We start from the raw sequence: 14,620 nt of genomic DNA, 5'->3' as shown, positions 1-14,620 counted from the left end.
TGGAGTTCGCGCTCCGGGGCCCTTTTCGTGGGCTACATGTAGGCGGTGGCGCCGGAGTCGGCGATGCGGCGGCCGTGGGCCTTGCGCAGGAAGCCATAGCGCCGGGGCGGCGGCTCGGGACCGTCGTGATGGAAGAAGGTGTCCATCATATAGAGCTGCACCGCCTCGGGCGCGCAGTGGGCCACGACGCTCCAGCGCGAGCGCGTCTGATCGACGGCCGGCGAGCCGCCGTGCGGCAGTTGCGGATGCCAGATGGCCACGTCGCCGCGCTTGATAGGGGCGGTCACCACCTCGCCGGCGCTCGGGCTGTCCTGGATCACCTGGCCATTATAGAGGTCGAGCGCCAGGGTGAGCTGGTCCTGGGGGCCGAGGTCGGGACGGTCGCGCTGCACCCGGCGCATGATGTCGCGGTGGTGCTCCATGACGAAGCGCTGCCCGCCCTTGACGTACATCAGCGGCCCGGCCTCGGCGCTGACGTCCTCCAGCGCCGTCCAGACCCCGAAGAAGCGGCTCTCCGGCCAGGTGGCGAAGTGCGGGGTGTCGCGGTGCAGGGGCTGCTGGGTGCCGTACTTGAAGGTCAGGGTGGTGTAGACGCAGGCCTTCTCGTCAAAGAGATAGTCCAGCAGCCGCATGACCTTGGCGTTGGCGACGACCGCCAGCTCGGCCTCTGACCACAGGTGGAAGTTCACCAGCCGCTTCTCACGGCCCATCTCGTCGAGATTCCGGGCGACATAGTCGGCGTTCTCGCGGGCGTAGCGGTCGTAGTCGTCGATCACCCTGGCGCAGAGATCGCCGTCCACCACGCCCCGCAGGATGGTGAAGCCGTCGGTGCTCAGCTCCCGGGCCGCGGTCTTGAACTCGTCGGACACCCGCGAGCGTTCGATGCGCGCCAGGGCGTCGGGCTTGTCCAACCAGAGCGCCTTCATGGAAGGCCGCTTCTCGCCGAAGCCGAACATCAGCCGATCCCGAGCTTGGCTTTCAGGAGCTGGTTGACCGTGCCGGGATTGGCCTTGCCGCCGGTCTCCTTCATCAACTGACCGACGAACCAGCCGATGGCCTGGGGCTTGTCCTTCACCGCGGCCGCCTGGCCCGGATTGGCCGCGATCAGCTTGTCGATCATGGCCTCCAGGGCGCCGGTGTCGGACACCTGTTGCAGGCCCTGCCTCTCGACGATGGCGCGCGCGCCGCCCTCGCCGGCCCACATGCGGTCGAAGACGTCCTTGGCGATCTTGGAGGAGATGACGCCCTCCTCGATCAGGGCCACCAGCTCGGCGATGTCGGCGGGCTTCAGCGGACTGTCGCCGATGTCCTGGCCAGCGGCGGTCAGCCGGGCGGCCAGCTCGTTGGTCACCCAGTTGGAGGTCAGCTTGGCGTCGCGGCCCTTGGCGGCTTCCTCGAAGAAGTCGGCGCGGGCCTGCTCGGTGATCAGCACCCCGGCGTCATAGGCCGACAGGCCGTACTGCGATTGCAGCCGCGCCTTCTTGGCGTCCGGCAGCTCCGGCAGCGAGTCCTGGATCTTCTTCACCCAGGCGGGGTCGAGGATCAGGGGCAGCAGGTCGGGATCGGGGAAGTAGCGATAGTCGTGCGCCTCTTCCTTGGACCGCATGGAGCGGGTCTCGATCTTGGTGGGATCGAACAGCCGGGTCTCCTGATCGATCTTGCCGCCATCCTCGAGGATCTCGATCTGGCGGCGGGCCTCGTATTCGATCGCCTGCTGGATGTACCGGTAGGAGTTGACGTTCTTGATCTCGCAGCGCGTGCCCAGGTGGCCGAAGTCGCCGGTCTCGCGGAACTTCTCGTAGGCGCCGGGGCGGCAGACCGACACGTTGACGTCGGCGCGCAGGTTGCCCTTCTCCATGTCGCCGTCGCAGGTGCCCAGATAGACCAGGATGGTGCGCACCTTCTTCACATAGGCCGCGGCCTCGGCGGCCGAGCGCATGTCGGGCTTGGAGACGATCTCCATAAGCGCGGTCCCGGCGCGATTCAGGTCCACATAGGTGGCGTTGGGGTCCTGGTCGTGCAGCGACTTTCCGGCGTCCTGCTCCAGGTGCAGGCGCTCGATGCGCACGGTGAAGGTGGAGCCGTCGTCATGCTCGACGATGACTTCACCCTCCCCCACGACGGGATCCTTGAACTGGCTGATCTGATAGCCCTGGGGCAGGTCGGGATAGAAGTAGTTCTTGCGGTCGAAGCTGGAGCGCAGGTGGATCTGAGCCTTGAGGCCAAGGCCCGTGCGCACGGCCTGCTCGACGCAGTAGCGGTTGATCACCGGCAGCATGCCGGGCATGGCGGCGTCCACCAGGCTGACCTGCTCGTTGGGCCCGCCGCCGAAGCCCACGGCCGCGCCGGAGAACAGCTTGGCCTTGGAGGCCACCTGGGCGTGAATCTCAAGCCCCAGGACCATTTCCCAAGGACCGGTGCGGCCCTGGATCACTTTGGAGGTGTCAGTCATGCCGCTTTCCTAAACCGGGCCGCGCGCCAACGAAAGCACCTTGCGCGGCCAGCTATTTTGAAGCTTTGCTGGCGGCGCAAAAACACCCCCTCGGGGAAGGGAACCACCATGAAGAAGACACTCGCCGCCGGCCTCGTTGGCCTGTCGCTCTCGTTCGGCCTGATGGCCGCCGCCCCGGCCCTGGCCCAGGCGCCCGCCGCCGCCCTGTCGGTGGAGTCCACGCCGATCGAGACCCTGGTGGCCAATCCCGCCGCCAAGGCCGTGCTGGACAAGGACATTCCGGGCCTGACCACGCACGAAGCCTATGACCAGTTCAAGTCGATGACCCTGACCCAGGTCGCCCCGATGAGCCAGGGCGCGCTCACCGACGACATGCTCAAGACCGTCCAGGCCGACCTGGACAAGCTGCCGAAGTAAGAGCGCTTCGACGCCGGGATACAGGAACCCCCGCCCTCACGGGCGGGGGTTTTTTGTCACCACCACTTGGCGGGCTTGGCGCGGAAGTCGGCGGCCTTTTCCAGGGCGCCGCCCAGGGAGAACAGAGTCCCCTCGTCCAGCGCCTTGCCGATCAGTTGCAGCCCCAGGGGCAGGCCCTTGTGGTCGACCCCGGCGGGGATGCTCATGCCGGGCAGGCCGGCCAGGTTCACCGTCACCGTGAAGATGTCGTTCAGGTACATGGCCACCGGGTCGTCGGCGTTCTCGCCAAGCCCGAAGGCGGCCGAGGGCGCGGTGGGGGTCAGCAGGGCGTCGACCTTCTGGAAGGCCTGGTCGAAGTCGTCGGCGATGCGGCGGCGGACCTTCAGAGCCTTGACGTAATAGGCGTCGTAATAGCCGGCCGAGAGCACGTAGGTGCCGATCAGGATGCGGCGCTTGACCTCGGTCCCGAAGCCCGCGGCCCGGGTGTTCTCATAGGTCTCGGTGAGGTTGGCGCCGTCGACCCGCAGACCGTAGCGCATGCCGTCATAGCGGGCCAGGTTCGAGGAGGCCTCGGCCGGGGCGATGATGTAGTAGGCCGGCAGGGCGTACTTGGTGTGCGGCAGGCTGACCTCGACGATCTCGCAGCCGGCGTCCTTCAGCCAGGCGATGCCCTTCTCCCACAGCTCGTCGATCTCGGCGGGCATGCCGTCGACGCGGTATTCCTTCGGGATGCCGATCCGCAGGCCCTTCACCGACTTGCCCACGAAGCTCGGGAAGTCGGGGACCTGGATGTCCAGGCTGGTGGAGTCCTTGGCGTCGTGGCCGGACATGGACTTCAGCAGGATGGCCGCGTCCTCCACCGTCTTGGCGATGGGGCCCGCCTGGTCGAGGGACGAGGCGAAGGCCACCACGCCCCAGCGGGAGCAGCGGCCATAGGTCGGCTTGATCCCCACGGTGCCGGTGAAGGCGGCGGGCTGGCGGATGGAGCCGCCGGTGTCGGTGGCCGTGGCGCCCAGGCAGAGGTCGGCGGCCACCGCGGTGGCCGAGCCGCCGGAGGAGCCGCCCGGGGTCAGCTTGGCGTTTTGACCCTCGGCCCGCCAAGGATTGACCACCGGCCCGAAGGCGCTGGATTCGTTGGAGGAGCCCATGGCGAACTCATCCATGTTGAGCTTGCCCAGCATCACCGCCCCGTCGCGCCACAGGTTGGCGGTGACGGTGGATTCGTAGGTCGGCACGAAGTTGCCCAGGATGTTGGAGCAGGCCGTCGAGCGGACGCCCTGCGTGCAGAACAGGTCCTTGATCCCCAGCGGCGCGCCTTCTAGGGCGCCGGCCTCGCCCTTCGCCCGGCGGGCGTCGGCGGCGCGGGCCATGTCGAGGGCCTTTTCCGGAGTCTCCAGAACGTAGGCGTTCAACGGCTTGGCCGCGGCGACGGCGTCGACGTGGGCCTGGGTGAGCTCCACCGAGGAGAAGGACTTGTCGGCAAGGCCGGAGAGCGCCGCCTTGAGGGTGAGCGAGGTCAGTTGGGACATGGGTTTACTCGACCACCTTGGGTACGACGAAGAAGCCGTCCTTGGTCTTGGGGGCGTTGGCCAGGATCTTGCCGACATCACCGCCCTCGGTGACCACGTCCTCGCGCATGGGAGCGGCCACGGCCACGGCCGAGGTCATGGGCTCCACGCCGTCGGTGTCGACCTCGGAAAGCTGCTCGATCCAGGCCAGGATGCCGCTGAGTTCGCGGGCCAGCGGCTCGATCCGGTCTTCGGGCTCGGCGATGCGGGCCAGTCTGGCGACCTTTCGGACGGTCGCCGCGTCGATGGCCATGGGGGCCTCCTGATTGTTCGATGCAGGGGTTAGCCGTGCGGCCCCGCCTTTGACAAGCGATCCGTCGCGAAACTCCCGGTCGCCCGGCCCTTCCCCACCGGTTATGTAGCCCCATGGCCGTCGTCGAACTGACCGAACTCCCCGCCCTGCTGCCCCGCTACGGCGCCCTGGTGGGGCTGGACCTGGGGGAGAAGACCATCGGGGTGGCGGTTTCGGACCCGACGCGGATGGTGGCCAGCCCCCTGGAGCTGATCCGCAAGACCAAGTTCACCGAGGACGCCAAGGCGCTGTTCAAGCTGATGGACGGCCGCGAAGTCGCCGGCATCGTGATCGGCCTGCCGGTGAACATGGACGGCACGGAGGGGCCCCGCGCCCAGTCCAGCCGCGCCTTCGCCCGCAACCTGCTGCGCCTGCGCCCGGAGCTGGTGATCGCCTTCTGGGACGAGCGGATGAGCTCCATGGCCATCAACCGCTTCCTGATCGACGAAGCCGACATCAACCGCGCCCGCCGCGCCGAGGTGGTGGACAAGATGGCGGCGGGGTGGATCCTTCAGGGGGCGCTGGAGCGGCTGCGGGGGCTGGCCTAGGAAGGCGAACGACCGAGGCCACAAATTCCTGAGGGCGCAGTTCAAGGTTGATCGCACGCGATCCTGAAGGCTTAGCTTGGGCCCGCTCCACGGGAGGCCCTGATGTACACCTCGCCCACCACACGCGAAGACCGCCCGCAGGTCCTGGTGGCCGCCATCCGCAGCATCCGCTTCGGCGCCCTGGTGGTGATGTCGCCGGACGGCCTGTCGGCGACCCATATCCCCATGTTGGTCCGAGAGCTTCCGGAAGGCGAAATCCACCTGGAGGGCCACGTGGCGCGGCCGAACGATCTGTGGCGCACCGCGCAGGCCGGCGTTCCGGCCCTGGCGATCTTCCAGGGCCCGCAGGCCTACATCCACCCCGGCTGGTTCCCGAACAAGAAGGCCGACGGCAAGGCCGTGCCGTCCTGGAACTATATCGCCGTCCACGCCCACGGAACCCTGGAAGCGGTCGAGGACGAGACCTGGTTGCGGTCGCACCTGTCGGACCTGAGCGATCTGAATGAGGCGGGCCGACCCGAACCCTGGGCGCTCACCGACGCGCCGGAGGACTATCTCAAGGCGATGATCAACGCGATCGTGGGCGTGCGCCTGCGCGTCGACCGGCTCGAGGGGAACTGGAAGATGGGCCAGAAGCAGAAGCTTGAGAATCGCCTGGGGATGATCGACGGCCTGCTGGCCTCGGACCGCAGCGAGGATCATGAGGTCGCCAAGACGATGCGGGACCTGTTGCCGACCGCGCCGTAGCCCCGGCCCGGCGGCTCGCGCCCGGCGCAGACCTGTGGGCGAATAGGCGAGTTCGCTTGGCGCCGTCCGCGGCCTCCGCTACGACGCGCCTTTAATGACATCCCTGCCCCCTGGTCTGAACGAGGTTCTAGGCAGAACCTTCCCGTTCCCGCGGCGACACTTCCTGTCCGTCCTCGATATGAACGAGGTGGAGGTGGCCAACCTCCTCGACCTCGCCGACGGCTTCGTGTCGCTCAACCGCCAAACCTCCAAGAAACTCGACCTGCTCAAGGGTCGGACGCTGATGAATCTCTTCTTCGAGAATTCGACGCGGACCCAGAGCTCCTTCGAGTTGGCCGGCAAGCGGCTGGGCGCCGACGTGGTCAATATGAGCCCGCGCTCCTCGTCGATCTCCAAGGGCGAGACCCTGATCGACACCGCCGTCACCCTCAACGCCATGCAGCCGGACCTGCTGGTGGTGCGCCACGCCTCCTCCGGGGCGGCGAGCCTGCTCTCCCAGAAGGTCACCTGCTCGGTGATCAACGCCGGCGACGGCCAGCACGAGCACCCGACCCAGGCCCTTCTGGACGCGCTCTCCATGCGCCGCGCCTTCGGGCGGATCGCGGGCCTGCGCGTCGCCATCTGCGGCGACGTCCTGCACTCCCGGGTGGCGCGCTCCAATGTCAGCCTGCTGCAGATGCTGGGCGCCGAGGTGCGGCTGGTGGGGCCGCCGACCCTGATGCCGGCCGCCGTCGACCGCTGGAAGGCCGAGGTCTTCCACAACATGCGCGAGGGCATCGCGGGCTGCGACGTGGTGATGATGCTGCGCCTGCAGCTCGAGCGCATGGATGGGGTGATGGCCCCCTCCCAGCGCGAATATTTCCGCTTCTACGGCCTGGACCGCGAGAAGCTGGCCTGCGCCGCGCCCGGCGTACGGGTCATGCATCCGGGGCCAATGAACCGGGGCGTGGAGATCGATTCCGACGTCGCCGACGACCTGTCCGTCAGCCTGATCCAGGACCAGGTGGAGATGGGGGTGGCCGCCCGGATGGCGGTCCTGGCCTCCCTGGCCGCACGGCTGGAAAACGTCTGATGCGCGCTGTGGGCGTGTTCTGCGGCGCGAGCCCCGGCGGCGACCCGGCCTATACGGCTGCGGCCCGGGCGATGGGATCGGCCATCGCCGGCCGAGGCCTGGCCCTGGTCTATGGCGGGGCCAAGGTGGGCCTGATGGGGGCCGTGGCCGATGCCGCCCTCGCCGCCGGCGGCGAGGTGTTCGGGGTGATGCCCGAGGCCCTGATGGACAAGGAGATCGCCCATACGGGCCTGACCCGGCTCGACGTCGTGCCCTCCATGCACGAGCGCAAGGCGCGGATGGCGGAGATGGCCGACGGCTTCGTGGCTCTCCCCGGCGGGGTGGGCACCCTGGAGGAGATCTTCGAGATCTGGACCTGGGGTCAGCTCGGCTTCCACGCCAAGCCCGCGGGGGTCCTCAACGTGCTGGGCTATTTCGATCACCTGAAGGCCTTCGTGGACCACGCGGTGGGCGAGGCCTTCCTCAAGGCGCCCCACCGCGACATGGTGGTCTTCGGTGGGGACTGCGGCGAGATGCTGGACGCCCTGGCGGCCTACAAGGCGCCGGTGACGGAGAAATGGATCGGACGGCCGGAACTATGAGCGCGCGTCCCACAGCCTTCCTCAACGCCCGCATCGTCGACCCCGCCAGCAGCTGGGACGGCCCCGGCGCCCTGCTGGTGCGCGACGGCAAGATCGCCGAGGTGGCCCACGGCGGCGACCTCGGGACCCTGTCGGCCGACATCGAGATCATAGACGCCAGAGGCGCGATGCTGGCGCCCGGCCTGGTGGACCTGAGGGTCAAGACCGGTGAGCCCGGCTCGGAGACCAAGGAGACGCTCAAGTCGGCGGGCCTGGCCGCGGCGGCCGGCGGGGTCACCTCCATCGTGCTGCAACCCGACACCGATCCGGTGATCGACGAGGCCTCGGTGGTGGATTTCATCCTGCGCCGGACGCGGGATATCGAGCTGGTCCATGTCTATCCGGCCGGCGCGGCCACCAAGGGCGCCCGGGGCGAGCGGATGGCCGAAATCGGCCTGATGGCCGAGGCCGGCTGCGTCTATGTCACCGACGCCGACCGCCCGATCGTCGACTCCAAGGTCATGCGCCGCGTGCTGTCCTACGCCAAGAGCTTCGGGGTGCTGGTGGCCCACCGGCCGGCCGATCCCTGGCTGAGCCACGGGGCCGCGGCCACCGAGGGCGAGTTCGCCGGGCGCATGGGCCTGCCCAGCACGCCCACCTTCGCCGAGAAGATCATGCTGGAGCGCGACCTGGCCCTGGTGGAGATGACCGGCGCGCCCTTCCTCGTGGACCAGGTGACCACCGCCTGCGCCCTGGAGAGCCTGGCGCGGGGCAAGGCCAGGGGCCTGCCCGTCACGGCCACGACCTCCATCAACCACCTGTCGTTCAACGAGATCGACATCGGCGACTACCGCACCTTCATGAAGTTCGACCCGCCGGTGCGCAGCGAGGACGACCGCCAGGCAGTGATCGAGGCCCTGGCCAGCGGCCTGATCGACATCGTGGTCTCGGCCCACGCGCCGGCGCCCGCCGAGGACAAGCGCCTGCCCTATGACGAGGCCACGCCGGGCGCCATCGGCCTGCAGACCCTGCTGCCGGCCTTGCTGGCCTTCCACCACGAAGGCCGCATCCCGCTGATCGACCTGATGCGGGCCGTGACCAGCAAGCCGGCCCAACTGCTGGGGCTGAACGCCGGGACGCTCGCCAAGGGCGCGCCCGCCGACCTGGTGCTCTGCGACCTCGCCGCCCCCATCGTCATCGACGCCGACAAGCTGCGCTCGAAGTCGAAGAACTCGCCGTTCGACGGGCGCATGCTGCAGGGCGAGATTCGCATGACCCTGGTGGATGGGCGGGTCGTCTACCGGGCCTGAGGTTGCCTGGAGCAGCGGCGGCGCCTAGGGTCGGCGCAGCAACTTAGCCAATTGGCGATATGACCAACGCGCTCGCCTTCAAGGCCCTCGGAAACGACCGCCGCCTGCAGATCCTGGACTGGCTGAAGGACCCGCGCGCCCACTTCCGCGAGCAGGTGGACGGGGACCTGGTGGAGGACGGCGTCTGCGGCGTGCTGATCGCCGAGAAGCTGGGGGTCAGCCAGCCGACGCTCTCGGAGCATATGCGCGTCCTGGTCCAGGCGGGCCTGGTGACCCCCAAGCGGATCAAGCAATGGACCTTCTACCGCCGGAACGAGGCGCGGCTGGCGGCCCTGACCGCGGCCCTGGCGGACGAGGTCTGAGCACCATGCGCCAAGTGGTGATGGTCTCCGGCGCGCCGGGCGCGGGGAAGTCGACCCTGGCGACGCCCCTCGCCCAGGCGCTCGCCCTGCCCCTGCTCTCGAAGGACGTGATCAAGGAGCGGCTGGCCGACGTGCTGGGCCAGAGGGACGAGCCGGAGGTCTGGACCAAGGCCCTGGGCAGCGCCGCCATGGAACTGATCTGGACCCTGGCGTCCCTCTCGCCCGCCGTGGTGCTGGAGGCGAATTTCCGTCCGAAGAGCGCCTATGAGCGCCGCATGCTGAGCGGACTGGGCGGCGCGCTGGTGGAGGTCTATTGCCGCTGCCCGCCGCAGGAGGCGAGCCGGCGCTATTCGGCCCGATCCATGATCGGAGACCGTCACCCCATCCACACCCTGCGTGACCTGCCACCTGACCTGCTGGCGGAGTACGACGGCCCGGTCGGCCTGGGCCGGGTGATCGAGGTCGACACCACGGCGCCGGTGGATATCGCGGCGCTCGCCAGGTCCGTCCGCGCGGCGCTGGATGACGAAACCGCCGCAGGCGGCTAGGACTCCACCGAAGGGGGAACCGCCATGTTCGAGTCACTCAGTCCCATGCTGATCGCAGCCGCCGTCATCGGGGGCTATCTGCTGGGATCCATTCCCTTCGGGGTGATCGCCACCCGGATGGGGGGCGCCGGCGACGTGCGCAACATCGGTTCGGGCAATATCGGGGCCACCAACGTGCTGCGCACCGGCCGCAAGGACCTGGCCCTGATCACCCTGCTGGGCGACGGGGGCAAGGGGGCGGTGGCCGTCCTGCTCGCCTGGCTGGCGACGCGGGAGAACACCAAGGACGCCCAGGCGGTCCTGACCTCCATCGCCGCGGCCAGCGCCTTCCTCGGGCACCTGTTCCCGGTCTGGCTGAAGTTCAAGGGCGGCAAGGGGGTCTCGACCTTCTTCGGCACCATGCTGGCGGCGGCCTGGCCGGTGGGTCTGGCGGCGGCGGCCACCTGGCTCGCGGTGGCCTTCCTGCTGCGCCTCTCCTCCCTGGCCGCCCTGGTGGCGGTGGCGCTCGCCCCCATCTACGTCTTCGTCTTCGACCGCCCCCTGCCCATCGCGTGGCTGGGCCTGTTCATGGCGGTGCTGGTCTTCATCCGCCACGCCGACAATATCCGCCGCCTGCTCAAGGGCCAGGAGCCGAAGATCGGGGCCAAGGAGAAGGACGCCGCTTGACCCGGACGCTCACCGACGCCGCCCGCCGCGACTGGCTGCGGCTGGCGCGCACCGAGAACGTCGGGCCGGTCACCTTCGACCAGCTCATCGCCCGCTATGGCGAGGCCTCCCTGGCGCTCGCCGCCCTCCCCGACCTCGCGCGGCGCGGAGGGCGGATCTCGCCCCTGGGCGTTCCCACCCTCGACGAGGTGGAGCAGGAGCTGGCCGAGGGCGCGGCCCTGGGGGCGCGGCTGATCTGCGCCTGCGAACCCGACTTTCCCCAGCCCCTGGCGGCCCTGGATCCGCCCCCGCCGATCCTGTGGGCCTGGGGGAACGCACATCTGCTGCAGGGGGCCTGCGTGGCCGTGGTGGGCGCGCGGGTGGCCTCCGCCGCGGGCCAGAGGTTCGCGCGCGGCCTCGCCGCCGACCTGGGCGCGGCCGGCCAGGTCATCGTCTCGGGAATGGCGCGCGGGGTGGACGGAGCGGCCCACGAGGGGGCGCTGCCGACTGGGACCATCGCCGTCCTGGGCGGCGGGATCGCCGACATCTACCCGCCCGAGCACCGCGACCTGCACGCCCGCATCGTCGAGGCCGGCTGCCTGGTCTCCGAGAGCCGGCCGCGTCAGGCCGCCCAGGCCAAGGACTTCCCCCGCCGCAACCGGATCATCTCGGGCCTGTCCCGGGCCGTGGTGGTGGTGGAGGCCGAGATCCGCTCCGGCTCGCTGATCACCGCCCGCCTCGCCGCCGAGCAGGGCCGCGAGGTGCTGGCCGTGCCGGGCTCGCCCCTGGACCCGCGGGCCAGGGGGACCAACGACCTGATCCGCCAGGGTGCGGCGATCTGCGAGGGAGCCGAGGACGTGCTGCGGGCCCTGGAGGGGTTCGGCGGATTCCGCGAGCCGGCCGCCGAGCCCTATGCGGGCGGACCCGCGGAGGTTCCGGACGCCCTGCGCGAACAGGTGGCCGATCTGCTCTCCCCCACCCCGGTTTCGCGCGACGAGATCGTGCGCGCCGCCAAGGCGCCGGCGCCTCTGGTGCTGGCGGCCCTGATGGAGCTCGCCCTGGCCGGCCGCGTCGAACTCCTGCCCGGCGGCATGGTGTCACGGGCCTAGTGCGGGGGATCCGGCGGTCCGGCGGCGGCGCGGGCGGCGTCCAGGGCGGCCATCATCAGGGTCGTGGCCAAGGAACGGTAGCCCCGGGTGGCGGCCAATTCCGCCAACTGGTTCAAGACCTCCTCGATGAAGGCCGCGGTCGCCTGGGGCGAGCCCTTGGGGTTCCACTGTTCCATATGTCTGACACATCACATTAACCGATTCCAACGCGGCACGCGCGGAAAGGTTGTGGATCAACCGTCAATTGCAAAGCTTGAAGATGAACAGGGGCCGTTGACACGGGCTAGGCGCACACCCCACCTTCCGGGCCCTTGAATTTCGGGCGCTTCGCCCCTGGACCGCCCTTAAAATCGCATGAACCTCGTCGTCGTCGAGAGCCCGGCCAAGGCCAAAACCATCAACAAGTACCTGGGCTCGGACTATAAGGTCCTGGCCTCGTACGGCCACGTCCGCGACTTGCCGGCCAAGGATGGCTCGGTGAAGCCCGACGAGGACTTCCTGATGCTGTGGGACGTGGACGCCAAGTCCGCCAAGCGGCTGTCGGAAATCGCCGACTTCGCCAAGTCCGCCGACAAGATCATCCTGGCCACCGACCCCGACCGCGAGGGCGAGGCGATCTCCTGGCACGTCCTGGAGGTGCTTCAGAAGAAGAAGGCCATCAAGGGCGCCACCGTCCAGCGGGTGGTGTTCAACGCCATCACCAAGACCGCCGTCACCGAGGCGATGAAGCATCCCCGCGACATCGACATGGAGTTGGTGGAGGCCTATCTCGCCCGCCGCGCCCTGGACTATCTGGTGGGCTTCACCCTCTCGCCGGTGCTCTGGCGCAAGCTGCCGGGTTCGCGTTCGGCCGGCCGGGTTCAGTCGGTGTCCCTGCGCCTGGTGGTGGACCGCGAGATCGAGATCGAGCGCTTCAAGAACCAGGAATACTGGACCGTCGAGGCCGATGTCAGCGCGGGGGGCGACCCCTTCCTGGCCCGCATGGTCAAGCACGACGGCAAGCGGCTGACCAAGTTCGACCTGGGCGACGAGGCCACCGCCATGGCCGCCAAGGCCGCCGTGGACGGCGCGACCCTGAAGATCGCCTCCGTCGAGAAGAAGCCGGCCCGCCGTTCGCCGGCCCCGCCCTTCACCACCTCGACCCTGCAGCAGGAAGCCGCCCGCAAGCTCGGCTTCTCCACCCAGCGCACCATGCAGGCCGCCCAGAAGCTGTACGAGGGCATCGACATCGGCGGCGAGACTGTGGGTCTCATCACCTATATGCGGACCGACGGCGTGCAGTCGGCGCCCGAGGCCCTGGACGAGGCGCGCGTCGTGATCGGCGGGCTCTACGGCAAGGAATACGTTCCCGAGACCGCCAGAATCTACAAGACCAAGGCCAAGAACGCCCAGGAGGCGCACGAAGCCATCCGCCCCACCAGCCTGGCCCGCAACCCCGGCTCCCTGCGGCTGGAGAGCGACCTCGGCCGCCTCTACGAGCTGATCTGGAAGCGGATGATCGCTTCCCAGATGGAGGCCGCCCGCATCGAGCGGACCACCATCGAACTGGAGAGCGCCGACGGGAAGACCGGCCTGCGCGCCACCGGCCAGGTGGTGCTGTTCGACGGCTACCTCGCCGTCTACGAGGAGGGCCGCGACGACGAGGGCGACGAGGAGAGCGGCCGTCTGCCGATGGTCAATGAGGGGGCCGACGCCAAGGTCATCAAGGCCCGCGCCGACCAGCACTTCACCGAACCGCCGCCGCGCTATTCGGAAGCCAGCCTGGTGAAGAAGATGGAGGAGCTCGGCATCGGCCGGCCCTCGACCTACGCCTCGGTGCTCACCGTGCTGCGCGACCGCGAATACGTCCGCATGGACAAGAACCGGTTCATTCCCGAGGACAAGGGACGGCTGGTCACCGCCTTCCTGGAGCAGTTCTTCAACCGCTACGTCCAGTACGACTTCACCGCCGCCCTGGAGGAGAAGCTCGACCTGGTCTCGGCCGGAGAGCTGAACTGGAAGGCCCTGCTGCGGGAGTTCTGGCAGGACTTCCACGCCGCGGTCGGCGAGATCGCCGAGCTGCGGGTCACTCACGTTCTGGACGCTCTGAACGAGGCGCTGGGTCCCCACATCTTCCCGCAGAAGGAGGACGGCTCCGATCCCCGCGCCTGCCCCACCTGCGGCGCCGGACAACTGTCCCTGAAGACCGGCAAGTTCGGGGCTTTCATCGGCTGCTCCAACTATCCGGAGTGCCGCTACACCCGGCCCATCGCCCAGTCGGCCGATGACGCCGAGACCGAGAGCGGCGACCGCGAACTGGGGGTCGATCCGGAGACCGGCGAGACGGTGTTCCTGAAGTCCGGCCGGTTCGGCCCCTATGTCCAGCTCGGCGACGGCGAGAAGCCGAAGCGCTCCAGCCTGCCCAAGGGCTGGTCGGCGGCGGCCATGGACCTGGAGAAGGGCCTGCGCCTGCTGCGCCTGCCCCGGGAGGTCGGCGCCCACCCGGAAGACGGGATCATGATCACCGCCGGCATCGGCCGGTTCGGGCCCTTCGTCCTGCACAACGGCACCTACGCCAACCTGCCCAGCGCCGACGAGGTGTTCGAGGTGGGGCTCAACCGCGCCGTCACCCTGCTGGCCGAGAAGCGCGCCGGCGGCCGGGGCGGTCGCGGCGAGTCCGCGGCGCTCAAGGACCTGGGCGCCCACCCCGAGGACGGCCAGCCGGTGAAGGTGCTGGCGGGCCGCTATGGCCCCTACATCAAGCACGGCTCCACCAACGCCAACGTCCCCAAAGGCTCCGACCCCCAGGACCTGACCCTGGAAGAGGCGGTCAAGCTGATCGCCGAGCGGGTCGAGAAGGGCGGCGGCAAGAAGCCTGCGAAGAAGGCCAAGGCGGCCGCCAAGCCCAAGGCCGCGGCCAAGCCCAAGGCGGCGGCCAAACCCGCCGCGGCGAAGAAACCCGCGGCCGCCAAGAAGCCGGCGGCCAAGAAGGTGGCGAAGGCCTAGGGACC

16 protein-coding genes are annotated in these 14,620 nt (G+C 69.1%); 11 read left to right on the top strand and 5 right to left on the bottom strand.

All coding sequences use genetic code 11. The features are described 5' to 3' along the window. Positions 1-32 precede the first annotated feature (32 nt). Entirely contained in the window at positions 33-956 is a 924-nt protein-coding gene (locus AC1RN5_RS07120) for a phytanoyl-CoA dioxygenase family protein (protein WP_493040544.1), read from the bottom strand. After that, the gene (gene gatB / locus AC1RN5_RS07115; RefSeq protein WP_493040543.1) at positions 956-2,452 is read right to left on the bottom strand and encodes an Asp-tRNA(Asn)/Glu-tRNA(Gln) amidotransferase subunit GatB; all 1,497 of its coding nucleotides are present in this window, start codon (positions 2,450-2,452) and stop codon (positions 956-958) included. The genes AC1RN5_RS07120 and gatB overlap by 1 nt, the downstream gene beginning before the upstream one ends. Positions 2,453-2,560: 108 nt before the next feature. On the opposite strand from gatB, the gene AC1RN5_RS07110 reads away from it, so the two are divergent. After that, on the top strand, positions 2,561-2,869 hold the full coding sequence (locus AC1RN5_RS07110; RefSeq protein ID WP_493040542.1) for a hypothetical protein: 309 nt from the start codon (positions 2,561-2,563) through the stop codon (positions 2,867-2,869). A 56-nt stretch (positions 2,870-2,925) separates the two neighbouring features. Here the strand turns inward: AC1RN5_RS07110 and gatA are convergent, their stop codons facing one another. After that, positions 2,926-4,398, bottom strand: a complete 1,473-nt coding sequence (gene gatA, locus AC1RN5_RS07105; RefSeq protein ID WP_493040541.1) for an Asp-tRNA(Asn)/Glu-tRNA(Gln) amidotransferase subunit GatA — start codon at positions 4,396-4,398, stop codon at positions 2,926-2,928. Positions 4,399-4,402: 4 nt separating this feature from the next. After that, on the bottom strand, positions 4,403-4,690 hold the full coding sequence (gene gatC / locus AC1RN5_RS07100) for an Asp-tRNA(Asn)/Glu-tRNA(Gln) amidotransferase subunit GatC (RefSeq protein ID WP_493040540.1): 288 nt from the start codon (positions 4,688-4,690) through the stop codon (positions 4,403-4,405). Between the two features lie 113 nt (positions 4,691-4,803). Here gatC and ruvX point away from each other — a divergent pair, with 113 nt between their 5' ends. The 9 genes from ruvX (at position 4,804) to dprA (ending at position 11,630) form a co-directional block, all read left to right on the top strand. Beyond that, positions 4,804-5,277, top strand: coding sequence for a Holliday junction resolvase RuvX (gene ruvX, locus AC1RN5_RS07095; RefSeq protein ID WP_493040539.1), 474 nt, complete (start codon positions 4,804-4,806; stop codon positions 5,275-5,277). A 102-nt stretch (positions 5,278-5,379) separates the two neighbouring features. Continuing rightward, complete coding sequence (locus AC1RN5_RS07090; protein ID WP_493040538.1) at positions 5,380-6,024, top strand: FMN-binding negative transcriptional regulator; 645 nt, start codon at positions 5,380-5,382, stop codon at positions 6,022-6,024. A gap of 94 nt (positions 6,025-6,118) precedes the next feature. Then, positions 6,119-7,096 carry an aspartate carbamoyltransferase catalytic subunit gene (locus AC1RN5_RS07085; RefSeq protein WP_493040537.1) on the top strand — a complete coding sequence of 326 codons (978 nt, stop codon included), beginning with the start codon at positions 6,119-6,121 and terminating at the stop codon, positions 7,094-7,096. Then, positions 7,096-7,677, top strand: coding sequence for an LOG family protein (locus tag AC1RN5_RS07080; RefSeq protein ID WP_493040536.1), 582 nt, complete (start codon positions 7,096-7,098; stop codon positions 7,675-7,677). Before AC1RN5_RS07085 ends, AC1RN5_RS07080 begins: the two co-directional genes overlap by 1 nt. Further along, complete coding sequence (gene pyrC, locus AC1RN5_RS07075; RefSeq protein WP_493040535.1) at positions 7,674-8,966, top strand: dihydroorotase; 1,293 nt, start codon at positions 7,674-7,676, stop codon at positions 8,964-8,966. The genes AC1RN5_RS07080 and pyrC overlap by 4 nt, the downstream gene beginning before the upstream one ends. Before the next feature lie 59 nt (positions 8,967-9,025). Further along, positions 9,026-9,328: an ArsR/SmtB family transcription factor gene (locus AC1RN5_RS07070; protein ID WP_493040534.1), complete on the top strand. Its 303-nt coding sequence runs from the start codon at positions 9,026-9,028 to the stop codon at positions 9,326-9,328. 5 nt (positions 9,329-9,333) lie between these two features. Beyond that, positions 9,334-9,876, top strand: coding sequence for a P-loop nucleotide/nucleoside kinase family protein (locus AC1RN5_RS07065; protein WP_493040533.1), 543 nt, complete (start codon positions 9,334-9,336; stop codon positions 9,874-9,876). A gap of 24 nt (positions 9,877-9,900) precedes the next feature. Further along, complete coding sequence (gene plsY / locus AC1RN5_RS07060) at positions 9,901-10,542, top strand: glycerol-3-phosphate 1-O-acyltransferase PlsY (RefSeq protein ID WP_493040532.1); 642 nt, start codon at positions 9,901-9,903, stop codon at positions 10,540-10,542. After that, the gene (dprA, locus tag AC1RN5_RS07055) at positions 10,539-11,630 is read left to right on the top strand and encodes a DNA-processing protein DprA (RefSeq protein WP_493040531.1); all 1,092 of its coding nucleotides are present in this window, start codon (positions 10,539-10,541) and stop codon (positions 11,628-11,630) included. Before plsY ends, dprA begins: the two co-directional genes overlap by 4 nt. Here dprA and AC1RN5_RS07050 read toward each other — a convergent pair. Continuing rightward, a complete protein-coding gene (locus AC1RN5_RS07050) occupies positions 11,627-11,806 on the bottom strand; it encodes a hypothetical protein (RefSeq protein WP_421931672.1) in 180 nt (59 codons plus the stop codon). The genes dprA and AC1RN5_RS07050 overlap by 4 nt on opposite strands. Before the next feature lie 178 nt (positions 11,807-11,984). Between AC1RN5_RS07050 and topA the strand changes: the two genes are divergently transcribed. Then, a complete protein-coding gene (gene topA / locus AC1RN5_RS07045; protein WP_493040530.1) occupies positions 11,985-14,615 on the top strand; it encodes a type I DNA topoisomerase in 2,631 nt (876 codons plus the stop codon). Positions 14,616-14,620: the final 5 nt, after the last annotated feature.

Source organism: Phenylobacterium sp. GW821-FHT12F10, from assembly GCF_058806695.1.
Note: the sequence above shows the minus strand (reverse complement) of the source record. Positions and strands in the feature narration are given on the sequence as shown.